This is a genomic window from Helicobacter sp. T3_23-1059, from assembly GCF_053654515.1.
In genome coordinates, this window is record NZ_JBSIUV010000032.1 from 1 (window position 1) to 26,013 (window position 26,013).

Annotated in this window: 20 protein-coding genes and 2 pseudogenes; 12 read left to right on the top strand and 10 right to left on the bottom strand. The window is 39.1% G+C overall.

The window, feature by feature from the left end; genetic code table 11:
• The first annotated feature begins 97 nt into the window (after positions 1-97).
• The 5 genes from ACWIX0_RS09200 (at position 98) to flhB (ending at position 5,216) form a co-directional block, all read left to right on the top strand.
• Complete coding sequence (locus ACWIX0_RS09200; protein ID WP_454173718.1) at positions 98-583, top strand: HIT family protein; 486 nt, start codon at positions 98-100, stop codon at positions 581-583.
• Between the two features lie 128 nt (positions 584-711).
• Positions 712-1,578, top strand: a complete 867-nt coding sequence (locus ACWIX0_RS09205) for an ankyrin repeat domain-containing protein (RefSeq protein WP_454173719.1) — start codon at positions 712-714, stop codon at positions 1,576-1,578.
• A gap of 76 nt (positions 1,579-1,654) precedes the next feature.
• The gene (gene mqnE, locus ACWIX0_RS09210) at positions 1,655-2,785 is read left to right on the top strand and encodes an aminofutalosine synthase MqnE (RefSeq protein WP_454173720.1); all 1,131 of its coding nucleotides are present in this window, start codon (positions 1,655-1,657) and stop codon (positions 2,783-2,785) included.
• A gap of 461 nt (positions 2,786-3,246) precedes the next feature.
• Entirely contained in the window at positions 3,247-4,020 is a 774-nt protein-coding gene (locus tag ACWIX0_RS09215) for a DUF1796 family putative cysteine peptidase (RefSeq protein ID WP_454173721.1), read from the top strand.
• A gap of 110 nt (positions 4,021-4,130) precedes the next feature.
• Positions 4,131-5,216 carry a flagellar biosynthesis protein FlhB gene (gene flhB / locus ACWIX0_RS09220; protein WP_454173722.1) on the top strand — a complete coding sequence of 362 codons (1,086 nt, stop codon included), beginning with the start codon at positions 4,131-4,133 and terminating at the stop codon, positions 5,214-5,216.
• A gap of 102 nt (positions 5,217-5,318) precedes the next feature.
• On the opposite strand, the pseudogene ACWIX0_RS09225 reads toward flhB, so the two are convergent.
• The 5 genes and pseudogenes from ACWIX0_RS09225 to ACWIX0_RS09245 all read right to left on the bottom strand — a co-directional run bounded on the left by ACWIX0_RS09225 (position 5,319) and on the right by ACWIX0_RS09245 (position 9,942).
• Positions 5,319-5,983: pseudogene (locus ACWIX0_RS09225) on the bottom strand (transposase).
• Between the two features lie 132 nt (positions 5,984-6,115).
• Entirely contained in the window at positions 6,116-7,585 is a 1,470-nt protein-coding gene (locus tag ACWIX0_RS09230) for a Mur ligase family protein (protein WP_454173723.1), read from the bottom strand.
• Positions 7,586-7,603: 18 nt separating this feature from the next.
• Positions 7,604-8,053 (bottom strand): acylphosphatase, encoded by a 450-nt coding sequence (locus ACWIX0_RS09235; protein WP_454173736.1) that lies wholly within the window; start codon positions 8,051-8,053, stop codon positions 7,604-7,606.
• Positions 8,054-8,809 (bottom strand): annotated as a pseudogene (locus ACWIX0_RS09240) (alpha/beta fold hydrolase); the annotation flags it as partial.
• Positions 8,810-8,847: 38 nt separating this feature from the next.
• Positions 8,848-9,942 carry a D-alanine--D-alanine ligase gene (locus ACWIX0_RS09245; RefSeq protein ID WP_454173724.1) on the bottom strand — a complete coding sequence of 365 codons (1,095 nt, stop codon included), beginning with the start codon at positions 9,940-9,942 and terminating at the stop codon, positions 8,848-8,850.
• A gap of 512 nt (positions 9,943-10,454) precedes the next feature.
• Between ACWIX0_RS09245 and flgL the strand changes: the two genes are divergently transcribed.
• The gene (flgL, locus tag ACWIX0_RS09250) at positions 10,455-12,998 is read left to right on the top strand and encodes a flagellar hook-associated protein FlgL (RefSeq protein WP_454173725.1); all 2,544 of its coding nucleotides are present in this window, start codon (positions 10,455-10,457) and stop codon (positions 12,996-12,998) included.
• A 3-nt stretch (positions 12,999-13,001) separates the two neighbouring features.
• Here the strand turns inward: flgL and ACWIX0_RS09255 are convergent, their stop codons facing one another.
• From ACWIX0_RS09255 to ACWIX0_RS09270, 4 genes are all read right to left on the bottom strand, one after another.
• Entirely contained in the window at positions 13,002-13,139 is a 138-nt protein-coding gene (locus ACWIX0_RS09255; protein ID WP_454173726.1) for a hypothetical protein, read from the bottom strand.
• A gap of 98 nt (positions 13,140-13,237) precedes the next feature.
• Positions 13,238-13,876 carry a UPF0323 family lipoprotein gene (locus ACWIX0_RS09260; protein WP_454173727.1) on the bottom strand — a complete coding sequence of 213 codons (639 nt, stop codon included), beginning with the start codon at positions 13,874-13,876 and terminating at the stop codon, positions 13,238-13,240.
• Positions 13,877-13,903: 27 nt separating this feature from the next.
• Complete coding sequence (locus ACWIX0_RS09265) at positions 13,904-14,632, bottom strand: hypothetical protein (RefSeq protein WP_454173728.1); 729 nt, start codon at positions 14,630-14,632, stop codon at positions 13,904-13,906.
• A gap of 364 nt (positions 14,633-14,996) precedes the next feature.
• The gene (locus ACWIX0_RS09270) at positions 14,997-17,018 is read right to left on the bottom strand and encodes a Na/Pi cotransporter family protein (protein WP_454173729.1); all 2,022 of its coding nucleotides are present in this window, start codon (positions 17,016-17,018) and stop codon (positions 14,997-14,999) included.
• A gap of 631 nt (positions 17,019-17,649) precedes the next feature.
• Between ACWIX0_RS09270 and ACWIX0_RS09275 the strand changes: the two genes are divergently transcribed.
• From ACWIX0_RS09275 to ACWIX0_RS09300, 6 genes are all read left to right on the top strand, one after another.
• On the top strand, positions 17,650-17,817 hold the full coding sequence (locus ACWIX0_RS09275) for a dihydroneopterin aldolase (RefSeq protein ID WP_454151236.1): 168 nt from the start codon (positions 17,650-17,652) through the stop codon (positions 17,815-17,817).
• 13 nt (positions 17,818-17,830) lie between these two features.
• Entirely contained in the window at positions 17,831-19,486 is a 1,656-nt protein-coding gene (locus tag ACWIX0_RS09280; RefSeq protein WP_454173730.1) for a disulfide bond formation protein B, read from the top strand.
• Positions 19,487-19,955: 469 nt separating this feature from the next.
• Positions 19,956-20,585 (top strand): class II aldolase/adducin family protein, encoded by a 630-nt coding sequence (locus ACWIX0_RS09285; RefSeq protein ID WP_454173731.1) that lies wholly within the window; start codon positions 19,956-19,958, stop codon positions 20,583-20,585.
• A gap of 163 nt (positions 20,586-20,748) precedes the next feature.
• Complete coding sequence (locus ACWIX0_RS09290; RefSeq protein WP_454173732.1) at positions 20,749-21,519, top strand: ThiF family adenylyltransferase; 771 nt, start codon at positions 20,749-20,751, stop codon at positions 21,517-21,519.
• Complete coding sequence (locus ACWIX0_RS09295) at positions 21,474-21,776, top strand: hypothetical protein (protein ID WP_454173733.1); 303 nt, start codon at positions 21,474-21,476, stop codon at positions 21,774-21,776. Before ACWIX0_RS09290 ends, ACWIX0_RS09295 begins: the two co-directional genes overlap by 46 nt.
• Positions 21,777-21,779: 3 nt before the next feature.
• The gene (locus tag ACWIX0_RS09300) at positions 21,780-22,721 is read left to right on the top strand and encodes a carbon-nitrogen hydrolase (protein WP_454173734.1); all 942 of its coding nucleotides are present in this window, start codon (positions 21,780-21,782) and stop codon (positions 22,719-22,721) included.
• A gap of 261 nt (positions 22,722-22,982) precedes the next feature.
• Here ACWIX0_RS09300 and ACWIX0_RS09305 read toward each other — a convergent pair whose 3' ends face one another.
• Positions 22,983-25,976 carry a TonB-dependent receptor plug domain-containing protein gene (locus ACWIX0_RS09305; protein ID WP_454173735.1) on the bottom strand — a complete coding sequence of 998 codons (2,994 nt, stop codon included), beginning with the start codon at positions 25,974-25,976 and terminating at the stop codon, positions 22,983-22,985.
• Positions 25,977-26,013 lie beyond the last annotated feature (37 nt).

The following is a 26,013-nucleotide window of genomic DNA, read 5'->3' on the forward strand; positions in this document are numbered from 1 at the left end:
ATGATAAGAAATCAACCGCTTAAGTTGTCTTGAGCCTTTGTAAATTGTTTGATTGATATTTTGCAAAATCCATAAAATCTAAAAAAAGGATTCTACAATGCAGCATATCTACGCTCCTTGGAGGGCAAAATATTTTGAGAGTTTTGATGAAAAAGGTTGTCCTTTTTGTGCGATTAGCTTAAATCCTAGCGATGATGAGGAAAATTTTGTATTTTTTCGAGATGAGATTTGCTACTGCGTGATGAATCGCTATCCTTACACGCCTGCTCATTTTTTAATAATCCCTCACGAGCACAAAGCCTCCCCCACACAGCTAGAATCAAAAGATTGGCTACATTTGCAAAATCTAACACAAAAAGGTATCGCGCTTTTGGAAGATTTTGGTGCACAGGGGGTAAATATGGGCATAAATATCAACAAAAGTGCTGGGGCTGGTATCCCCGAGCATCTGCATATTCATCTTATCCCGCGTTTTATGGGTGATACAAATTTTTTTACGACTATTAGCGAGTGTCGCACTTTTGGGGTGGATTTTAAGGCTACATTTCAAAAAGTAAAATCCCTTAGCCAAAAGCATTTTTAAGAATCTAAAAATGATTTTGCAAATATGGTTTTTTGAAAATGCGATACTTAAAAAATATCGTTTTAAATGTGGAATCTAAAAAACCGATATGAGAGATATTTAGCATATATAGCGATAAAGGAGAATATATGAATTTTTTTAGATTTGTTTTTGTGGGGATTTTTGGTGGTGCGATTTTAAGTAGCGGGATTTTAAGCATAGCTAGCGCAAATCGATATGACTACTTGTTATTTTCAAATAGTTATTCTGATGTGCGAAAGGGGGTGGATTTGGGTGCAAATGTCAATAGCAGGCTTCGAGGTAGCACGCCACTTTATGATGCTTCGCGCAAAAACAATACGGATATTTTATATCTTTTGCTAAAGCGCGGAGCTAGGGTAAATGCTATTTCGCACGGTGAAACGGCATTGCATAAAGTCGTGCAGTTTAATAACTACAACTTCACGCAGATTTTGCTAAAAGCAGGGGCAAACCCAAATATTAGGGATTCTATTCGTGGAAATACCGCGCTTCATTACGCCGTAGCTTCGCGCAACTCACAGATGATTTCACTTCTTTTAAGCTATGGGGCGGACATAAAAATACAAAATAACGCAGGGGATACGCCCGCAAGGTATGTGCTATCAAATGTGAGTGTGCCAAGTATGCAGGCACAAAATAAGCATATTTTGCTTAGCACTACGCCTTTTCGTGTAGGCTCTGGTAGTGTAGGGCTAAATGTCCAAAATCTAACAGATTTTTTTATCACCGTAACTTATGGTGCGCTGTATATGAAAGGAAATCTTATTTCAGAGCAGAGCTTTTCGCGCAAGATTCCACCTCGCTCAATGGTAAGCATAGGTAGCTTGCCTATCTCACAAGAATCCTATGAAAATGTCTCTGTAAATCGCGGTGGAGTAGCGAGCGTGAAGTATGGATTTGGACTTGAATATGAGATAGAGGGGAGGGCTGGGAATTTTTATCAAAGCGCAAAAGCCCAAATGCAAGTGTGGTAACAAAAACAACCAAAAACAAGAATGATAAAATGCACCCACAAAAAAGCGTAACTAAGAATCTAAAGGGAGAATCTAAATGAGTGCAACAAGCAACACAACAAACATAAACTTATCAGCAAATCCGCTACATATTTTAGAGCAGGTTTTATTAGGCAAAGAATTTAGCGCGCAGGAGTTGGTGCGTTTGTATGAATGCGATTTATTTACGCTAGGGGAGGCAGCACACTCTATCCGTGCCAAAAAATACGGCAACAAAGTGTTTTTTAATATGAATCGCCATATAAATCCTACAAATATTTGCGCTGATGTGTGTAAATTTTGCGCCTTTTCTGCGAGCAAAAAAAATCCAAATCCATATCAAATGACCATAGAAGAAGTAGTCGCACAAACGCTAGCTAGCCAATCGCGTGGGGCAAAAGAAGTTCATATCGTATCTGCTCATAGCCCGCATTATTCATATCAATGGTATATGGAGTGTTTTAGCGAAGTAAAAAAAGCCGCCCCTAGTATCCACCTAAAGGCTATGACGGCAGCTGAAGTGGATTTTTTAAGTCGCAAGTTTTCTAAAAACTATCAAGAAGTGCTAGAAGATATGATAAAAGCTGGGGTGGATTCTATGCCCGGTGGCGGGGCTGAAATCTTTGATGAAAGATTGCGCAAAAAACTATGTAGTGGCAAAGTCTCTAGCACGCGTTGGCTAGAGATTCACGCGTATTGGCATTCTCTAGGCAAGATGAGCAATGCCACAATGCTTTTTGGGCATATAGAGGATAGAATCCACCGCATAGATCATATTTTACGACTCAAAAACACCCAATGCGACACGCAAATAGTAGAATCTAAAAATGGTGGTTTCAATGCTTTTATCCCTCTACTTTATCAGCGCGAAAATAATTATCTAAACTTGCCACAAGCACTTAGCGGACAAGAGATTCTAAAGACTTTGGCTATTGCTAGGATTTTGTTGCATAATATCCCGCATATCAAGGCTTATTGGGCGACATTGGGGGCAAATCTAGCCCTTGTCGCGCAAGAATTTGGCGCAGATGATATGGATGGGACGATACAAAATGAAAGCATACAATCCGCCGCAGGCGCAAAATCTAAAAAAGGCATAAGCAAAGAAAATATGATAGCACAAATCAAAGACGCAGGCTTTGTCCCTGTGGAGCGTGATAGCCTTTATAATGAATTGCAAAGCTACTAGGTTTTTTATATTACTAAAATAAGAGGAGTGTTTTTTTGAGCAAAAAAAGACAAAGTGAAAAGCTACGCTAAGTTTTTCACAAGCGGTTATAATATGTTTGATAACAACACTATTTGCGATATTTGGTTATGCTGCGATTCACTACAAGGATTTTGATTTGGTGCTTGGCATAAGTGTTGCTCTTAGTGTGTTGTTGCTTGTTATCGTGCTATGTGTTTTTGGGACATATTTTAAAAAAAATCTTAAAAAATTGGAGAAAATGAAATGATGGGAATCTGCGTAGCAATGCTTGCGTTATTAGGACTTGTTGGTTCTTTGCTTTATATTGTTAGAATTATCAACGAATAGTTTGATAGATATATCCACAAACAATGCGTCCTTATCCGCTTTATTTAGAGATCAGCTTAAAAATAGCAAGGATTTTTGCTTGCCTAATTTTGCATAAAAATCTGCGCGAAAAAGTGCGAAATATCCCTTTTATGCTTGCAAATCGTTTATCAAACCCCAAAAATGCCATAAAAGCAGATATGTTTATTTCGTTAGGGGAAGCCTGCAAACCAGCCTTGCATTTGCGAAATTATGGACTTCGCAAAATGTCTTGCCCGCTTGATTGGATAATGAGCTATGATTTAGATGAGGCGTATCGATGCTTTGAAGTGGAGTTTAGCGATTTTTTTGCTAGTTGCTATGAGGATAAAGGGCAGGATACCAAAAATGGTAAGGAGCGGTGGATAGTATCTGCTAGCAATGCAGGTATGATAAGCATACACGGCTTTCCAAAATCCGCTTCCCTAGAATCGTATTTGCCAATATTTAGAGAAAAAATGCAAAAACGATTTACCAAACTAAAATCTAAAATCTTAGATTGCGCGTGCGTGGCGTTTGTATGCGCTAGAAATGATAGCGTAGAAAATCTAGCTAATGTTGGCAAAAGATTTATCACTCTTTTTGATTTGTGGCACAAAACCTCACAGGCAAATATAGATTTGCAACACGAAAGCGAGCGAGAGAGAGAGAGAGAGAGAGAGAGTAAAATCCGCGTGATGATTATCAATGCACGGCATAATCAAAATCTATCAAAAACGCATTTACAAAAGCAAGTTTATACAATCAGCGAGCGCATTAGCGTGGTGGATTTTGCCTGCGATGATACAAGCATAAATGGCAAAAAATATTTTTTAGGCAATACTTTAGCGTGGCATAGCATAATGTGCCAACTGCGATTAAAATCTTAAATATTTTTGGTTTATGTTATAATCGTTTGCGTTTTTGCTAAAATCTACTAAAATAAACAACTCCCACATACGCTAAAGCAAAATCAAAAAGCCCACTCTAAAGGCACAAAATGGCAGATGAGCAAGAAAAAACCGAAGCCCCCTCCCAGCACAAAATCTCTCGCGCAAAAGAAGAAGGCAATGTCGCTAAAAGCCCAGAAGTTAGCGGTGTTGTGGTTATGCTAGTGGGGCTTGGCGTGCTATTTTTGCTATTTCCTTTTTGGCTAGATAAGATTAAGGGAATCTATGTTTATGCTCTGCATTTTCCAAGTGCGGCAAATGGGGCGGATTTAAGCAAGGCAGATGTGGTAAATATTTTTTGGAATCTAGTGAGTGCTACGGGGATTATGCTTTTGCCTATATTTTTGGTGCTACTTGTGGCAAGTGTTTTGGGCAATGTTGCGCAATTTGGATTTTTGATAAGCATAAAAGCGATTTATCCAAAACTTAGCAAGATAAATCCCATAAATGGCTTTAAGCGTATTTTTTCTTTGCATAATCTTGCAAATGGCGCGCTTATCACGCTAAAAGTGCTTGTGGCATTGGGTGTTGGGGGGATTATTTTATTATTATTTTTACACGAGATAGAGGGGGTATCGCATTTGGGTGCGATAGAGCAGATTCTTTGGTGGCGCAATAAATGCCTTATTTTAATCGGCACTATGATTTTGGTATTTGCAGTGATGGCAGTAGCAGACTACGCACTCAAACGCAGGCAATACATAAAATCCCTAAGAATGAGCAAACAAGAAGTCAAAGATGAGTTTATCCAGCACGAGGGGAATCCAGAAATAAAAGGACGAATCCGACAACTTATGCGCAAAAACGCGATGAATAAAATGATGAGCGCGATTCCCAAAGCTCAAGTAGTCGTTACAAACCCTACGCATTACGCCGTAGCACTTGCTTTTGAGATGAATAAAGACCAAGCTCCACGCGTAGTGGCAAAAGGCATAGACCACCTAGCAATCCGCATAAAAGACATCGCTAGACAAAATGACATAGAAATCATTGAAAATCCACCTTTGGCTAGAAGCCTCTATAAAGACGCCCCGCTAGATAGGGAAATCCCTAATGAATTTTTTAAAGTGGTAGTCTCTGTGCTGCACGAGGTAAATCGCCTCCGCACAATCAAAGGCAAGAAGCCATTATTTTAGGGATTTTTTTGCGTAATATTGCTATTTGGTTGTCGCTAGGATTTTTTTAATAAAAAAGGCGTGGTAATTTATGCTATTTTTTTACCATATTTTAGATAAGGCTCAAGACAACTTAAGCGGTTGATTTCTTATTATTTTTAGTAAGATTTTATACAAATCTTGCTGTTTAATTTGAGTATTATACCTAAATTCTGTTTCTTTCAAATGAAGTAAGAAACTCTCTTTTTTGCTTCACTTAAATTTGCTTAATCTATGTTTTGCATAACACCTTCTGCTTGCAGTTGTAAGCGAAACGAAGCAAAAAATCCACCAATCCATCATATGCTCCAAAGCAATCACTATAAAATTCTGTTTCTCTTATATCGCTTAAATCCCATATTGTAGGTAATAATTCACTAGTAGAGCAACCCTTTGACAACCTGCGTATAAACACAACCATTTCGTTTTAACATACCAAACACGGGTGTTTTCTTTCCTGCTCCTCGCCCTCTTTTGCCTCTTACTCTTTTAGCACCGAAAATCTATATTAAAAGATTGCTTTCATCAATCTCAATTTCGCCTTTGCATTTTTAGATATTTTCACATTCTTTGGCAATTAAGATTCTAATTTGCTTAAAGATTTTGCATAAAGAATTTTGTGAAATGTGGCAAAGTTTTGATATTTTTGAAGCCTCAATATCTAAACAAAAAAGTTTAATAATCTCTCTTGTTTTTGCCTCTGAAATTCTTGAACGAATAATATACTTGTTTTTCATCGTGTGTATCATAACTTAAGACTCCTTTATTTGTTCTTAAGTTATCTTGAGCCTTACAAAATCTAATCAACTTATAAATCGCATATTTTTGCAAATGAGAAATTATGCTTTATGCAAAAGCCTAATTTATCTTGCTTAGCCCTCCTACACATAGCTAGGAGCGTCATTTGCAAAATACACCAAATCGCCCTCCCCGACCATTCCTTTTAGCACATTTTCTAGCTGTGTTTTTTCTCGTAGCTGGACTTTGCGCGTATGGTGCAAATATGAGGCAATCAGCCTAGAGTTTTGCTCCCCTGTAACAATAGCTAAATCAAACACAGAATCTATTGCTTTTGCTAGCTTTATGTTTGATTCCTCATCGCTTTCAATTAGCCCGGGCGTTACAATCACTTTGCGCCCTTTATACTGCGAGCAAAGATAGATTCCCTCCAAAATCCCATTTAGATTGCCATTAAACCCATCATCAATGATTGTCTTACCATTTGAAATAGATAGATTTAATCTATGCTCGATTGGGCTAAGTGATTTTACGAGTTTTTTTAGCGATTCTACGGGGATAGATAGTTCTCTTGCTAGCAAAATCGCAGCAGCGATATTATCCACATTAAACCGCCCTAAAATCTGTGTTTTAAAGCTTACCCACTGCCCATCGATTTCTAACTCAAATTTTGTATGCTCCAAAGTCGCTTCGATATTTTTGACTTTTGGCGGATAGGTTTGCACTACTCGTTTTAGCCTAGAATCTAATTTTGGCAATTCATTTTTTTGATAAACAAATACTTTTCGCAATCGCTCTGATTCTAGCAATTCAAATTTGGTTTTTGCCACTTGCTCTATGGTTTTAAAATACTCAATATGGGCATTGCCTATCTCGCCTATGATTCCATATTGTGGATTTAGCAAATTTGTGATTTGGGCTATATCGCCTTTTTGCCTAGCCCCAGCCTCTGCGACATATATATCTGTGCCAAAGGCTAGATTTTGGTTAATATCCATAACAATACCCTTAAAGGTATTAACACTTCTAGGCGTGGCGTAGGTGTTGTATTGGGATTGTAAGATTTGAAATAGAAAATTTTTGATACTTGTCTTGCCAAAGCTAGCGGTTACCATCACGATTTTTAGCCCGCTCATCATTGAGAGTTTTTCTTTTGCCAAAGCGACAAAATTACGCATAAGCACCGCTTCATACACTTCGCAAATCACAAACGCAAACACAAGCGGCATAAGCCACAATACATATAAATCATCATTATAAAGCGCGAACAATACTTCATTTAACCCAATAAATGCAGCCATAATGATAAAAGAACGCCACACCCTGCGTGTAAAAACCACTCGTTTATCAAGTTTGCTAGCCCAAAAAATGAGCGAAGGCAAATACACCACATACAAATACACATAAAAAATATATTTTTGCCCAAAATAAAAGCACACAAAAAATGCCAAAAGAGGCACGATAAAATACGCAAAATGCCAACTAAATCTATGATGCTTAGTAACTACGCGCCAAAGGCTATAATTATACCATTGAAGCAATGAGATACAATAATAAAATACAGCTAGTGCAAACACCACTCGCGAAATAAAATCTAGCGTATCAAAAATCATTTATTCTCCTATTTAAAGTTATTTTAAAATCACAAAATCTTGTAATCTTGCTCTAAATCCATTTGGTTTTGCATTCTTGCTAGATTTTGCATTGCTTATCGTTTGTGTCAAATCACTCGCATTATCACAACCCAAAAAATCTAAAATCGTTTTTTCTTGCGCTTCCCACGCCTCTATATCTATGTGGTTTATGATTAGATTTTGCACTTCCCCTCTAGCAGGACCACTCCACAGCGCATTTACAAAATCTAGCATTATCTCTTCGCCCCCCTCTTCGCGCTTACACATTGCATAGATTTCCACTTCGCCACTAGCTAGATTCTCCGTGCTACCGACTATGCCAAGAGTATCTGCGCTTGCTTTTGCAAATTTACGATAGCCCACGCCTTGCACCTTTCCTTGTGCGATGATATGCGCGATAATGAAAGGATTTTGAATATCTTGCTGATTCATAAAATTATACACCATTTCAATAAGTTTGGTTTGGATAACGCCTGCTGTGCGCTCCAAAAAAAAATAATGCCCGCCTTTGCAAACAAAAAACTTGCTATTTTTGATAAGACTATGGATTTGCTTGCCATTCTCTAGCGGTGTCGCGCTATCTCTCTCGCCCCAAAAAATGCTCGTTTTTTTTTCACATTTTGCAAAAATCTCTCTAAAATCCTCATTTACAATGTTTTTAAACACCTCATACATTATAGGACTTAGATTTTGCGCATCTTTAGAGCGCAAAAATGGCAAACTAATATGAAGCATTCTCGCTAGCTTTGCAAGGGCGATTTTTGCTTGCACTTTTAGGGGTTTTTTTGTGGGGATTCCAGCTGAGCTTAGCAAGATTAGCTCCTGTGCATCTTGCAGTAAAACAGCGATTTTGCCACCATAGCTATGCCCCACAACGATATGCGGGACAATCTCAAGGGCAACAAAAAAAGCAGATAAGATTTTAGCATAATCATTCGTGTTTAATAGTATTTCATTTGGGCTTTTGCCAAATCCGGGCAAATCCACATAAAAATGATTATATTGCAAAAACACATTTTCAAACGCATTTTGCATTAGCTCCTTGTTGCTCCCCCAGCCGTGCAAAAAAACGATATTTTTAGATTCTGCATTTTGCAAATCCTGTGTTTTTTGCGTATCTGTTTTTGGAGTGATTTTCGCAGGGATTTTTATATAGCTGATACCAAAATCCACTCCATTATACGCCACTTCACGCAATGCCATTTTTTACCTTTTGTTGTTTGTTTGTGTTTGATTTTTGACTACTTGCCCTTTGTCTTGCGGATATGCTCGACATAATTGTAAGTGATAGGGATATGCTTTTTGCGAGGGAGGGCGAGCGAATCTAGCGCATTTTCTAGGCTATCAAAAAGATAATTTGCCATACTTCCGGGGATTGGGTTTATTTCATTTAGATAGATTTCATTATCGATGACAAAAAAATCACAGCGAATGATAGCCCCTGCAAACACACTTCCATAAATAATCTTAAACGCCTCTTGCAAGCGAGATTCTAGCGCAGAATCAATCTGTGCTTTTGCCGCATTTTCCGTCCGAGAAAAATCCAAATATTTATCATTAAAATCTAGCAAATCTTTTTTGCTTGGCTCTTCGACTTGAGAAAACACAAACCCCCCATTTTTTTGATTTTCTCCATTTTTTTCGCTTAAAAATCCCGCGAGATTATACTCTTTCACACCTTTATAAAACGGCTCGATTATCACTTCATTATCTAGCTCAAATGCAGAATCTAGCGCGTATTCTACTTCGCTTTGTTGATTGACTATGGCTATGCCAATAGAGCTACCAAGCCTTGCGGGCTTAATGATAAATGGATATGGATAGGGGATAGATTTTTTGCCATCTAAAATCAAAGGCAATTCATCTTTATGATATTTGCAAAATGGCAGGGTTTTTAGCGTGTTTTTATCTAGTGAATCTACATAGATTTTGGTTAGGGCTTTATTGTAACTTATAGCACTTGCCTCCATTCTAGGACCTACAAATGAGATTTTATAAAAATCTAGCAATCCCGCTAGCGTGCCATCTTCTCCATCTGCTCCGTGTATGAGGTTTATTGCGATTCCTAAATCGCTTATGGGTTTTGCATTGCCTAAAAATCCTTTTTCATAAAATCCACCGATTCCTAAAAACACTTTTTTGCACGATTTATACTCGCCACTGCCAAATGTTTTTGCCTGCATTTTTTCGTGCGGAATCACATAAAAACTATGAGTAGAATCCAAAAAAATAAAATGCCTAATCCGCTCTTTTAGCACCTTTTTTATGCTAATCGCGCTCACAATGCTAATCTCATGCTCAAAACTAACTCCCCCAAAAATAACACTCCAACTCAAAATAAACTCCTTAAATGTTTTTATAAATAGCTAAAATCTAAAAATTCATAACGCATTTTGAACGCATTTTTAGCAAATTTAGCTCAAAATACCTAAATGCGTTGTATAAAATTGTATAAACCTGCATAAAACCTAATAAAGCCTAAAAGTATATCTAATAATTTTTGCTTTTGTCTTAACCACCACATAAAACCGACATAAACGGCTACAAATACTCTAAAAATCTCGCTAAAATTTCTCCCCCCAAATATCTCAAAATCTATTTTCAAGCGCACAAACAAATCTAAAATATTTTTGCAAAAAACGCCGATTTATTTGCATTGCTTTGTTTGATTTAGATTTTGGCTTTGCAAATTTTTGCAAAAATTATCCAAAATCCAAAAAAGTAAAAAGGCAAAATCTAAACAAAATCTAGCCAAAACCTTTGGCATTATTTTTGCTTTTTTGCCTTATAAATCTTAAAGCTAGATTCTCTAATATATGCTTAAAATAGGGCTTTTTAAGGACATAAAATGCGTATTACATTTGGCACAAAATATAATCAAATGATGGGCGACCAAGGACATTTGCAACGAAAATTAAACGACAAAAATGCCCAAATCGCCTCAGGACTAAAAATCCAATACGGATACCAAGATGCAAGTGTCTATAACCAAAATCTAAAATTTGAAAAAGAAGTCAATAATCTAGCACAAGGCGTGGATTTAGCCCAGCACGCCCGCACTGCCACGCTAAATACCGATAAAACCCTCTCAGACTTATCAGAGACAATGGTGCAGTTTAAAACCAAGCTAATCCACGCTGCAAATGATATTCACAACACCGCTTCAAGAGAGGCTTTGGCAAATGACTTAGAAAGCCTAAAAAATCACTTTTTGCGACTTGCAAACACTTCTATCGGTGGGAAATTTATCTTTGGAGGAAGTAGGACTGATAGACCGCCTTTTGATGCGCAGGGAAATTATTATGGCAATGATGAAAAACTAAGCGTGCTAGTAAGCGCGGATAACCTTGTGCCTTTTAATATCACAGGAAGCGAGCTTTTTTATGGGAGGGATTCTGACAAACACAAAATCATCACTACAAACATAAGAATGCTAAATCAATCCAAACTAAACCCCGCAATGATGGATAGTCAAAATCGCAAAAACATAAGCGAGGAAGTCTATATCACGGCAAATGACACTTTGCGTGATTTAATCGGCGATAATGACACGGACCCAAGCAATGATGCACAAGAGATTTTTTATATGCGTGGTGTGCGCTCTGATGGCTCGGTGTTTAAGGCAAAATTTGCGCTTGATAAGGCTTACTCAAACGATGAGAGAGCCACTAGAGTGCAAGATTTACTCGATAGAATCGGCAAAGAATTTGGCAATAGCGCAATCAATAAAGTCGTAGAAGTAAGCATAAATCAATGGGGGCAAATCGAAATCAAAGACTTAGAGCCGGGAAAATCTAGCATAGATTTTCATCTAATCTCTAGCGATGTCGATGTGGATAATGTCGATGAACTAGCCGATATGGGCGCACGCGTAACCAAGTATATCCAAAGCGATTTTATCACAGAGAGGGCGCATTCACATATTAGCGGCGTTACTAGCAATGCAGATTTTCGATTTACCACGCTTCCTACGGCATTTATCACCAAAGACAACAAAGCCGCAGAAGCCACCACAAAGCTAGAGGATATTTTCCCTCCCACTGTTAGCTCCCTACTCATCAGTGGCACTCGCCCAAACAATCAAGACGGCACAATCAATAATGATGAGGAAAATCCGCTAGAGCCATTGCAGTTTAATATCGCAGGCGCGACTTCAGCGGATTTAGCCCGCGCTATCAAAAAACACTTTGGAGGGGATATAGATGTGGGAATCTCTAAGGGGCGATTGTATGTGGTGGATAATAATGTGCGCAATAAATCTAGCGATTTTAAAGACCCGCCTTTTGATGGCGAGCACGGATTTTCTATTTCGCTTACCACGCTTGGTGCAAATGGCGAGGAAGTCAATGGAATCGCTAGCGATTTTGCAAGCGAATATGATAGGACATTTTTTAAAGTCGAGGGCTCAAAGCTAACTTCTAGCGTGCCACAAATCCTAGCAGGCGTAGGAGGCTATGCCAACGCAGATACAAGGCTATCGCAAGTAAGTGGTGCGAGCATAGAGGGGCAAAGCTATGTGATGAAACTAAATGACATAAATGGCGTGATGATAGAAGCTAGAGTGGTATTTGACCCTGCGGGGGCGTATATGCTACTGCCTAGCCACACAAGCGGTAGGGATTATACGATTCCGCTTTTTGATGATGAGGCAGATGGCATAGTGGTAAGCAAGGCAGATGATGTTACTTATAGACAGCTAATGGATGCGATGAGTATCGCACTAATTTATTCTAACTTAGATGAGGCTTCACTGCGAGCCATAGAGCCACCAAGAGGTGGCGTAGTAGAGGACACAAAAGACGCCTACACCGAGCTACTAGAGAGGGCAAAAAATATGGTAGAGCTAAAAATGACACCTGATGGCAAAATCCAAATCCAAGACAAACTCCGCTCTATCACGCGAATGAATATGTCATTTTATGATTCTAGTAGCAATGATTTTAGCGAGGACAAAATCTATCGCGATGTGGATTCTATCCGTCTAAATGCCAACAACGCCCTAACTATTGATTCCCCTGAAGTAAATTATTTTAAAGAAATCGATGAAATCATAGACGCCGTGCGCAAGGGAATCTACCGCGCAGGTGCAAAAGACACTTACAATAAAGATTTGCGAAATAAAGGCATACAAAACGCCATAGAATCCTTTGATCACCTAAGCGAACATATCGAAAAACTAATCGCGCTAAATGGCTCGCGTGGCAGGACATTTGATAATGTAATCCACCGACACGAAGTGCTAAAAACCCAAATCGAAGGGCTAAAAGGACAAAATATCGGCACTGACATTGCAGAAACTTACAATAAATTTAGCAACCTTACCACAAATCTAAGCGCAGTTATGAACTCTACAAGTCGCATAAATCAAATGTCGCTTGTAAATTATCTATAAAATCTAATTTTCGCGCTTTTTAGTTTTTTTTGCTTGCGCTTTTTTTGGGCTTTTTTCATAGATTTTAGATTTTATAGTTTTTAGATTTTGCGTGCAAAATCTAAAAACCACCATAAAACCTCCACCAAAATCTAGCCCCAAAATCCACCATTAAAAACATTGCAAAAACTGCCTAATATTTGTAAAAATCATCAATCAAAAAGCGCGAAATACCGCAAAAAAAGCAAAAAAAAGCGCGATTACCCCCCAAACCCGCTACTTTTGCTCGGTGTGCCACCTTTTGCCCCTCCTTGAGAGTTGCCAAAAAATCCTCCCTTTGCATTGCTTGGCGTGCCTCCTCTTGCCCCGCTTGTCGCACCTGCGTTGTTAAAACTATTTGCACTTCGTTGATATGCTTGCGGAGATTTATAGTTGCGCTGTTTATTTTGCTGATAGTTTGGATTGTTAAATAATTTATTGCCGATATAGCTACCTAGCATAGCACCCGCAGCACTTGCCAAAATCGCACCTCCTAGCCCTAGCCCACCGCTCTCGCTCCCTCCGCTCGCAGTAAGCGCGCTTGTGCCGTTGTCGATTTTTTGCTCCTCTTCTTTTAGTAACTTTTGGATTTCCTCATCACTTAGCACGCGTTCATTCCCCGAAGTGTCGCGCACGACAATGTGGGTTTTGCCACTTGGATATTCCTCTAGCACTTTGTAGCTACCATCTGCTTGCTGTTCTAGTAGGACAAATGCGCCCTGTTTTATCGCTTGACTTGCTTGTGGATTTTGCTCATTTGTAGCATTCATATCACAGCCCGCAAAAACCCCCACCACAAGCGCGCTCACGCCACCTATCATCGCAAAATCTGAAACTTTACGCAAATATTTTTTACTCATCATTACTCCTTTGATGAATGGATTTTATTATTTTAGAGGCTCATAGATAAAAGGGACAGCTTCTATAAGCCCAGAATTGGCTAATTTTTTGGTGATGTCAGCGACTTTAAAAGTGTATGTTGCTGCTTGTGAAGTGGCTTTATGGGTGGTGGCATAAACACTTCTTAGCAAAGAGATTTGCTCTTTTGGGGTTTTTGCAGATTTGATTTTTGAGATGATTTCGGCGGATTTTTGCAGCGAATCTTGTCCCAAAAATCCAACAAGCACCATTACTACACTACCTTTTGAGAGTTTGGATTCTATTTGGGATAGCTCTTGTTGGCAATGAGCGCACATAGGATCTGATACGATATAAGTAGTTTTGTTGCTAGCTCCTTGAATCCTAATAGCGTAATCTTGCGGGATAGAAGCAAAAAGTTTATCAAGTGTGGCTGCGTTTTGTAGTTTGAAATTATAAGAATTTACCTTCTCTAGCGTGCTAGCCACGAGCTTTGCATCTCCTCTATCGCCCAAAAACGCGCTAGGTGCTATCATAGATTTTTGCTTCTCATCAGTGATGATTACGCTTTGATAGCCATTTTTGGTGTCTTTTACTACTAGCAAAAACTGCTTGGTGGCTTTTAATGGCTCAAAAGATATTGCTTCAAATTTCGCTCCTGTTTGCTCTTGGAGGGCTTTTATGGTGTCCTCTTTGACGCCAGCACTAAGTGGCGTAGCGCACAAAACACATAAAAAGATTTTGGAAATTTTTGTCATTTGGACTCCTTTAAAAAAATAATGCAACATATTGCCACAAAAAATCTAACGATTTTCTAAAAAACTGCGCTTTGCTTGTTTTTACTTACAATCGTAAAAAACCATTCTCCTAGCCAACTTGCGCTAATGGAGGGGAATTTTTATCGTCATTGCGAAAATTTGCGTTTTTGCCAAAAGTTACAAATTCGTGGCAATCTATCGTTATAAAATGTCAAAAATACATTTTGACAAAATCTAATAAATAAATTGACACGCGGATTTGTAACTTATCAAAATCCGCTCGCAAAATCCGCGTGGCAATAAAAAAAAACTACTCACTTCAATCATTAGCAACAAAAATCCAAACTTTGTTTATTTGAAATTCTTATTTGACTCTTTTTGTGGGCTGTTTTTTGGGGGGTTGGCTTGACTTTTTGGTGTGGTTTTTTGTCGCGCTAGGCTTTTTAGATTTATCTAAAGCATTCTTTTTAGTAGCACTATTTTTGCTAGAATGCTTGCTAGATTCATCGATTGCTTCTTTATCCACAGAGAGTTTTTTTAGGTATTTTTCATCTTCTGCGGGTTGCAACTTTTTCTTATCTTTTTTGCGTTTTTTGCCTATGTCGGTATTTTTTGATAGTCCATAGATATGGTTTATCGCGCCGATTAGCTCTTTTGCGACATTGTTGATGAAAGAGAGGTCATTTAGCAGTGAAGTCCCATCTGCTGCGTTTATCGCCTTTTTTGCGATTAGGGATTCGACAATGTCAAACGCCTCTCTATCTTGCATTTTAAAAAACTTCTTTTGCTCTTTTAGAAGTTTTTTCATATCTTTTCTATCCTCTTTGGGAGCTTTTTTGATATATTCTATCATACGAAGCAGTTTTCCCAAATCAAGTCGCATATCATCATATTCCTTTTTTAGCGCGACATTGCTACCTGTGGAATGTTTGCGCATATTTCGCTCAAGCAATCCCACATTTTTGGTGGCTTCAGCGATTTTGCGCGAGGCGATTTGTATAGCGACAACGCGCTCAATATGGTCTTTATTTGTCGTAAAAACCTGCAACTTTGTCGAAAAATCCATAATCGCATTAAACAAACTTTTTATCTGCGTGTTGTATAGCTCGCTTACATTTATGTCCTCTTTTAACAAGTCTTTTTTCTTTATGAGGCTAGAAAATGCCGCCGTAGAAGAAATATCCTGCCTATGAAATCCAATCGCACGCGAGATAATCATATAGGCGTTATCATAAAGGTGTTTTACTTCGTTATTAAGCGCACCCATCGCAGTGTCTGGGTAGGATAGCAAAATCTCGCTGATAAAAAGCGGAGTCGATATGGTTTGGGTTTTTGTATTGCTTTTTAGCAGTTTGGTAAGCAATTTTGCCATAGCAGGGATAAAGCCGATTAAAAGCACCACGCCAAATAGATTAAATAGCGTGTGAAAAATGGCTAATCTAAGCAAGTAAGAATTGCCCTCTTCTAGGGTCTTAGCAAAGCCCATAGCATCGCCTAAAAAGTCATTTAGATGTTGAAATTGAAAGAAAAATACCGCTACAATTAGCACGGTGGTGAAATTAAACATACAATTTGCTAATGCTAATCTTCTCCCATCGACATTCGCACTTAGAGAGGCTACAAGCGCGGTTACAACCCCTCCCACACTCGTGCCTAGTGTCGCACTTAGCGCACCTGTGTAGCTGATTTGCTGCTCTAAAAATGCTGTGATGATAATGGCTAGAGTGGCGTGAGAGCTTTGGATAATCGAGGTGATAAGCGCACCTAAAAGCAAAAATCCAAACACTTCTGCATAGCCATCAAGCGTGTATTTAGACAAATCCATAACCCCGTGAAAGCTCTCAAACCCAGCCTTAATATAAAACACGCCCAAAAAGAAAAATCCAAGCCCAGCAAGCACTTTTCCTATGCCTTTGTAAGTCTTAGAGGCTTGAAAATTAAACAAAAGTCCGCCCACAATAAGAGGCAGGGCTAGCGCAGAAATATTGATAGAAGAAGCACCTACGATTAGCCACGAGCCAGCGGTGTTTCCTAAATTTGCCCCAAACATAACCCCAATGCCCTGTGTAAGCCCGATAAGCGAAGCACTCACAAACGAAATCGCAAGCACAGATACGAGGCTAGAGCTTTGCATAATAGTCGTAGCAACTGTGCCAAAAATAATGCTTTTTACGGCATTGTTTGTGTATTTTGCTAGCACGCGCTCCAAAAATCCACCAGAAAAAGCGCGAAAACCCTCTCCCAAAAAAAGCATACCAAATAGCAAAATCGCCACGCCCGCACAAAGTTTGCCCACCTGCTCATTTACTGCCAAAGCATATATCACAAGTATCACAATCACTGCAAAATAATACTGCTTTATCACCCCTTGAAATCGTGCCAACATTTTCTTTTTCTCCTTTCTTTTTACCGCTATTATTGTCGCGCTTTTTTGCTTTGATTTTGTCGGAAAATCCGCTAGATTTATGCGCTAGATTTTACAAATACTTTGCATTATATCGACTTTTGTATAAAGTATTTCTAATAAAATATAACAAAAACTAGATATTTTGCAAAAGCATTTTTTGACATATATGGACATAAAATTTTAGATTTTGGATTGAAAAAATATGTGCTAAGTTTATGGGCTAGATTTTGTAAAGATTCTAAAATCTAGCCCATATTTTCGTTTATTTTGCAAATGATTTTTAGATTATTCTTTTTTAGATTGTTTTTTTGGTGATTTTGCTAAAAATATAGATTTTGTGGATATTTTGCGAGGTTTTTACTAAGATTTTATTTTTAGATTTTGCACTCAAAAACAAAAAAAAAAAAACGGCAAAAAGTAACATAATATTACTATTTTTAGCTTTTGTTTAGATATACTAAAAGCGCATTTGATTTGATATATTCAATCATTTTTCATTACCTTGCTTGCATTTATTATTAAAATGCAGTTTTTGGATTCTAGCTTTGTTATTTGAAAATATGGTTGATTTGATTCAAATGCAAAAATTTATCCTTAAAAAGGAGTTTGTATGGAGTTCCTAGAGTATCTCTTGGCATTCATAGCGGTTTTGCTGATTTGGTTTAAACCGCAAAAAGAACGATTGGCGTTTGGCATCATCGCTGGGGTGATTGCCTTTGATGTGGTATTGTGGCTTGTGGCGTCTGCGGCGTCTTGGGTCCCAGGTATTACGCTGTAAGTAGGAGGCTGTTATGAAAGAGTTATTTGATAAACTTCTCACAGAGAAAAATTTCAATATCGTAATGGCAACCGCTGTGCTCCTTATTTTGGTAGTCCCTGTGGGTATGGCAAACCTCTACTTAGGCTTTGTCAAAGGAGAATCTCCTTGCTTGCTCTGCGGGCACGAGCGATTTGGTATGATTATCGTTGGGATTTTAGGGCTATTTATGGTGCGCTATGGCGTGAAAATCAAGTATATGGTAGCGGTGTTCCTCACAGGCTTTTGGTTTTTGTTTGAGGGCTTGCGACATATCGGTAACCACGCAGGACGCGATATAGGACAGGGCTTTGGCGAGGCTATGTTTGGCTTGCATACTTACACTTGGGCGTTTGTGGTGTATTGGGTAGTGATTTTGGCTATGGCTGTGATGATGCTCTTTATCCGCAAAGACAACGCACTTGGCAAAGAGCTTCTAGATTCTGAAATTAAGATTAAAGAATTTAGCCAATATGGCAAAGCAGTGTATGCGCTTTCTGTGTTTATCGTATTTACTAATGTCGTGCAGTTTTTTATCACTAATGGACCACCTCCATTTGGCGGACGGGGCGCACCTGCAGCTACTCGATTTACTTGGGATATTGGTTTAGCTTCTAAGTTTTGGGACCCTGTGCATTGGCACGAGAATTTCCGCCCGGGCAAGCTAAGCCTACTTGGTGGCAATCAAGGACCTAAGCCGTGGATTCCGGGAGCAAACGAAAATGAGGACTCAAACTATCCGTTTGATAGCAATCCTGCTAACTCGCCGATTCTTAGTCAAAATCAAACACCACTTTCTGTGGTAGGCACAAAAGAGATTGGCATAATCCCTGAAAACTTCGCAGGCAAAAAAGGCTATGTCGGTGGTTTGGCGTATGATAAGAAAAACAACGAATTTGCCGTTGTCGGCACAGGTGGCTCTGTGTATTTCACTGATGATAATTTCAGCGAGTATAAAGAGTTTGCCGCTATCGACCAGCCAAACGGCACAGATGTTCCTATCACCGTTGATGCGACATTTTATGCACCGGGCAAACTCGTAGCCACTGCGTATAACAAAGCGATTTGGGGCGTAGAGCGCGTGGAAAGCCTAGATGAGACAGATAAGCTAATCCAATGGGAGTTTTTGCCTCGCGTAGAGGGGAATTTGCTTCCAGCGTTTGGTAAGAAAAATGAATTGCTCTACAAAAATACCAAAGGCGCGAGAATCAACATTGGCACAACAAGAGCGAAGAAAAACTATATCTTAAGCCTTGCTAAAGACCCAGATTCTCGATATGCGTATATGGTGACAGTGGCTGCCAAAAAAGCTCCAAATGTTGTGTTGCTAAAATATGACACCAAAGACAACACAATCAGCGAGGAGACAATTTTGGAATTTGGTAAAGGCTTAGAGCTAAAAGAGGGTGCGAAAGTGAGCAACTTCTACATTACAGGTGCAGACATTGTAAATGGCAAAATGCTTGCCGTGTCTAAAAACTACAATGCACTGCTTGTAATCGACCTCGCTAGCAAGAGCATTACCGATGCTTATACACTCCCAAGCGTGGGTGATATAGGCGACATAGCTATCAAAGGCGATGAGCTCTACCTCCTCACACGCGAGGGCGGAGCAGACAAAGTCGCTGTGGTGCGAAACCCTCTCAAATAGATTTATTTGGGATTTTGTAGTCTCTCATAATGCAACCTTTGCAAAAATATAACGCTAGATTTTGCTAGGCTAAAATCTAAATTTATTAGAATCAGCTTTTGTGAATTTTATGCGTTTCGCGCTTTTGTTTGAATAAAAATAAAAGCGCGGATTTTGCATTGGTTGCTTTTTTTATCATAAATGGATTTTGTAAAAAAAATCCATTTATGATAATCTAGCCATTATTCTTATATCTATCAAAATATTCTACAAAAGACAACTTCACATAGCCATTTTTCTAATCTTTGTAAGCTATAATACGACTTCGCATAAAAATATAAAATCCACAAAATCATAAGAATCAAATCATCAAAAACAAGTAAAAATCACAAAATCTAAACATTACAAAAACAAAAATCAACAAACAACGCATTATAAAAAAACCAAAAAAATAACAAAATCCACCAAAAACTAAAATCTAGGAGAATCTATGAATATCCACATAAAACACACTGATACCAAAATCATAAATACGCTTTGCAAAGTCTCTACTTCGCTATTTCAAAATGGAGTGTTTGGGATTTTTTATGGGAGTATTTCTGCTAGGCTTAGCAAGGAAAATTTCCTCATAAACCGCAAAGATGCCCTGCTAGATTCTATGGATTTGGATTCGTTTATGCTTTTGCACGACAAAGAGGACTACCGCTGGAAAGAAGCAAGCCTAGATAGCTATATTCACGCAAGCATTTATCGCAATTTTTTAGACGCACAATTTGTGATTTGCGCTTATGCGCCATTTGCCATTGCGTATTCACTCAAGCGAAGTTCGCTTGTGCCAAATGATTATCTAGGCTATAAAGTGCTAGGCAAACAATGCGCGATTTTAGATAGCAAGGATTATGACACATTTTATGAGAGGGCGGATGCGGACATTATCCGCTATTTTAAAACTAACAAAAGCAATTTTGTGATTGTTAAGGGGATTGGGATTTATGCCTATGGGCGAGATATAGGAGCAGTTGCAAAGCTAGTTGCCACTGCAGAGCATAGTTGCAAAATCGCCACTTTTAGCGAGGGCATAAAAGAGCTATACACTGATGAATCACAATTTGAAGTTTGATTTTGCGATAAATTTAAGATTAGATTTTGCATTAGATTTTGTGCTATTGATTTTGCGCTGTGTTTAGCACAAAAATAGGGCATTTTTGCGCTATATGTGCTATAATCGCTACTTTTGTTTGCAAACTGCTATTTTGACTTACTTTAATTTTTAAGGGGACAATATGACTCGCCCGATACCATTACCATTAGAAGAGCAAATCATTTTGCAGGGCAACGCGACAGATAGATTTTCTCGCTCTAAGATTTTGTTTGGACAATATTATGAAAAAATCATAAATTCTCGCGTGTTGCTACTTGGCACAGGCGGTGTGGGGGGTTTTGTCCTAGATGCGCTATATCGCACAGGGCTAAAACATATCACCATCGTAGATAAAGACTGCTTTGATATAAGCAACCAAAATCGACAAATCGGCTCTGAGCGCGTAGGAGAGCCAAAAGTGAGGGTTTTGGAGCAAATGTATGAGGGCGTAAAAGGCATACAAGAAACGCTCGATGAAAACCTCATCGAAGTGCTAGGACTAAATCAACAAATTATCGATTATGATTATGTAGTCGATGCGATTGATGATATAGATGCTAAAATCTTGCTTGCTAAAGCGTGCGAAAAAATGCCCTATGGGCGATACATATCCTCTATGGGTAGTGGCAAAAGGATAAATCCGCTAAATATTCGCGTAGGCAATATTTGGGCTACTCACGGGGATAAATTTGCTAGAAAATTTCGTTTGCTTCTAAAAAAAGCTGATTTTAATGGGAATTTCAAAGTCGTCTTTAGTATCGAGCACGCAAATTGCAACTTGCTAGGAAGTTTTGAGGGGGTAACGGCTAGTTTTGGATTGCAAATTGCAAGTGAGATTATCCAAGACATCATCATAAGGGAGAATCGATGTGTATTACAACAACAGCCACAACAAGCACAAACAGACATTTAAGCAATGATATGGATTTTGATATGCTAGCTAATCTAGGCTTTTTAGATAGTATTTGCAGTCGCAACACTGCGCAAAATCTACAATACGCAAAAGCGCAATCTATAAAAGCAAAGGCAGGCTTTGATGATGAAGAAGAGGGAGGAGAGTGGAGCGATGAGGAGCAGTGGGGGGAAGAGGATTTTGATGATGAAATGGGCGGATATGAGCAATATGATGATGATGACTATCAAAACCCTGATAGCGAATACGAGGAATAATCTATGCAAAAATCCCCGCAAAATCCTAGCCAAAAAGTCCTAGTAAGCGCGATTCAGCATAGCTTCAAAGGTAGCTATAAAGCCACGCAAGATTTTCTAGCACAAGAGATTTGCAAAATCGCTAAAAACTCCAAAACAGATTCTAGCAAATGCTACTCACACCAAAAGATTCCACATATTATCGCTTTGCAAGAGTTGCATTCAAATCATTATTTTTGTCAAAGTGAAAATGTGGATATATTTGATTTGGCAGAATCTTTTGATGATGAAGTGGCTTTTTTTAGCGCACTTGCTAAGCAAAATGAAGTCATTATCATCACTTCACTGTTTGAAAAACGCGCAAAAGGGCTATACCACAACACTGCTGTGGTATTTGAAAAAGATGGGCAAATCGCAGGCAAATATCGCAAAATGCACATACCCGATGACCCTAGTTTTTATGAAAAATTTTACTTTACACAGGGGGATTTGGGATTTGAACCTATCGATACGAGTGCGGGCAGGCTAGCCGTGCTAGTGTGCTGGGACCAGTGGTATCCCGAAGCTGCGCGCATAATGGCACTAAAGGGTGCGGATATGCTTTTTTATCCCACTGCGATTGGATATACCCCTAGTGATAGCGCAGACGAAAAGGATAGGCAACTAGGGGCGTGGCAAACGATACAAAGAGCGCATAGCGTAGCAAACGCCCTACCGACAATCGCCATAAATCGCGTAGGATTTGAGCCTGATACAAGCGGTGTGGGCGAAGGGATAGAGTTTTGGGGGCATAGCTTTATAAGCGGTGCGCAAGGCGAGATATTAGCTAGCTTAAATGACAAAGAGGGGATTTTAGAATGCGAGATAGATTTAGCTCGCACTCAAAATGTCCGTAGAATCTGGCCTTTTTTGCGTGATAGGCGAATCGATGCGTATAAGCCGATTTTGAAGCGATTTTGTGATTAAAAGATTTTGGGTAGTTAAAAGTTTTTAGCGATTAAATTTGCCAAAATCTTTATAGATTTTACTTGCCTAAATGGTGTTAGATTCTAATTTTTGGCTTTTTTTTATTTAGATTCTAGTTTTTGACTTTTTGCGAGCGTGAAATTCAGAGTAAAATTCAAGGCAAAATGCTAAGTTTAGATTCTAATATTTTTTTAGATTTTAAGATTTTGCATTTTAAAACAGCAAAACACAAAAAACGCTAAACACATATTTTCAAAACTTCTAAAACTTATATCCCACCTGCACCCAAAATTGCCTGCCGACTTCATAAGCGATTGTTGGGCGATATGAGCCACCTGTATAGTTTGCTGTTGCAATGGTAGGATTTTTAGAATCTAGCACATTATAAATATCCACATTCATATATAGCGTGTTTGTTTTATACACACTTACTTCAAATCCTAGACGCATATCCCAACTAAAAGCCCCTCTTAGCGTTTGTGCGCCATATTGTGCATAGTCTTTATATTGAGGCTTATATTGTTCTTTGACTGCGCCTGTGGCAGATGGCGTCCTGCCTGCTTGAGATATAAGTGCCATTGCATCATAGCTAGCGCGGTAGCGAAAAAAGTTGTTTAATAGCCACTTAAATTTGCCAATGTTAAAAGTATGTGTAGTGTTTAGCCTCAAAGTATATGGGCGCAAAAAGTTTGTAGCAGGTCGCTGACTCCAATGGATTAGCTCGCCCCTCCATACGATTAGCTCATCATCGATTTCACCCTGTGTCGCGCTACTTGCATAGTCGTTAAAATTGCGCTTCACATCAGTCCAATCAAAAGCAAACATAAAAAAATGTTGGATTCCAAATGCGTTGATAAGCACACGATTTTCAATAAGTAGCGTGATGATATGACTCCACGATTTGCCCTCATTGCTATAAGTGTAATAAGTGCTTGCATAGTTACTATCAGGTTTTAGCCCTACATAATCACTTCGCACATAGCGAATATCATCTTTGCTAGCGCGGTAGATGTATTTCGCGCTAACACTCCAAGATTTTATGCCTTGTGCGACTCCTATCATTAGCTCATCGACATAAGGCACACGCAATGTTTGAAATTTCGTAGAATTTGCAGTAGGACTTATGCAGTTGGTATCCTCACCCTCCACTTCTACGCCATTTTTTATGTGATAATAAATCCATGTTGTTGCGTTTTTGCCTGTTAATGGGTCGATAAATGTTTTTTGCTCACGCTTACTATATGGCGTGCATACTCGCCCTTGAGATTCTATCTCTTCCCAGCTTTGATTAGGACTATCGCGGTAGATATTTACTCTTAGGGCATTTCTACCATCGGCTAAATAGTAGGCATAGAGATTTTGCCCATAATAGCGATTTGCCCCCGCAGTGATTTGCGTGGGATAATCCTCCCCTCTATGCCACTCATTCCACGGGGCTTCATAATTAAGACTTAATCGTGGCGCAATCGTAAATTTCCCCATATATGTATCATAATCAAATCGCGTCCCTATACGCGTATTTATCACACCAGCCTTTGATAATGGGATATTTATACTATCTTGCAAAAAAAATCCAAGCATTGCATTATGTAGCTTGATAGGCTCATTATCCCTAAAGCGCGTAATGTTATTAAAAAATTGCCCATTTTTCCACACAAGCATTTTTTTGCCATTAAAATCGCGTATGTCAAAGTTGCTAGAATCTTTTGTATAGTCATAGCTCTCAAATCCGCGCGTATCATAAGCCTCCGCTATATCGCACCATTGCCCGCTTGGATCTTTTGCTAGACAGGCGGTTTTTTGCGACTCAGTCATATAAGTGCTTGTTTTTACCGCAGAATCATAATGCTTAGAAAAATAAAAATCTGCATATTGGTAGCCTAGCTCTAGCCCCGCTTGCAAAGCGTGCGTGCTAATGCCTACTTCAAACGGGCGAAAATCTTGCAAAATTTTGTTGCTAAGTGTGTGCTGGGTAGATTCACTAGGTGCGTAGCCACCACTTCTAACCCAAGTCGCCCAATTACTCCACGCCCTAGAGCTACTTGCCTGCCAATACTTAGTCGCGCTAAAATTTGTATCCACAGAATTTTCTAAAAATTGATAACTTGTAGTGTTTGTTAGTGAGCCTAGCGCATTTTCCCACGAAGTTTTTAAAGCCACATTATGCCCCCCAGAATCAAAGCTATAAAAATCATTGACCGTGCCTACGATAAACCGATAATCATATTGTGGCGCGTAAGTATAGCTTAGCTCTAAGCGGACATTCTCGCTTGGGTCATAGTAGGCTTTGATAAAGTAGTTATAGATTTGGCGTTTTTGCTCCTGCCTAGCACTGCTAGAATCTTTTGGATCAATGGGCGTAGCTTGAGAGTTGCCACTAGAGCTTGCATAGCTATCATCGCTCCTGCGAAGCGGGATAAAGCTAAGCGTGCTAGCAAAGCTAGCGATAATGCCAAATTTGTCATTAACCTTAGATTCTGCGTTTGCGCGGATTAGGTGTTTGGTAAAATTTGGCTGATTTGTATCGCTATATGAGCTAAGAAATGCCGACATATCCGCTTCGCCATAAAGATGATAATGCGTAAGGCTAAAGGCTTTTGGATTAGCGTTGCCCTGTGTGAATTGATAGCTTACATTTGCGCCGTATTTTTTGCTAGGACGCCGTGTGTTTGCCTCCACTACACCGCCCATAAATCCTCCATAGCTTGCACCTATATTAGAATCAAGCACGGTGATTGATTCTAAAAGGCTAATATCCACTGCTAAACCCTGACTTCTGCCCGGTGCATTGCCTATCCAGCTTCCTGTGCCTGCGGGATCAAGATGATTATTCATTCCTACGCCATCAAGGGTAAAGAGATTTTGATAATGCAACCCTCCGCTAATGCTGATTCTCGCAGGGTCGATTTCCCCGGGTGTCGTGGATTTTAGCTGTGAGTTATCAAACTGCACATTTGGGAGAGTTCTAAGAATCGAGCCAATGTCGCCATTTCCACTAGGATTTGATTCTAGCATAGTTTGATTGATTTTGCCTGCACTGCTTTGATATGTTTGCAATCCTTTGTCGTGCGGGTCGCTAAAGCCCTTTGCAACTATCTTGCCTAAATCCCTAGATTCTAACTCATCAAAAAAATCTTTTTTAGTTTTTGCCTGCTCACTAGAGTCTTGTATCTGTGCTTGTGTCAAACCGCACAATGCTAGAAATATACTAGCACTGCTTGCTAAGATTTTGCTTAAAATATTGCACGATGACAAAATATTTGCTCCTTGTTATAATCCATTTTATGTTTTT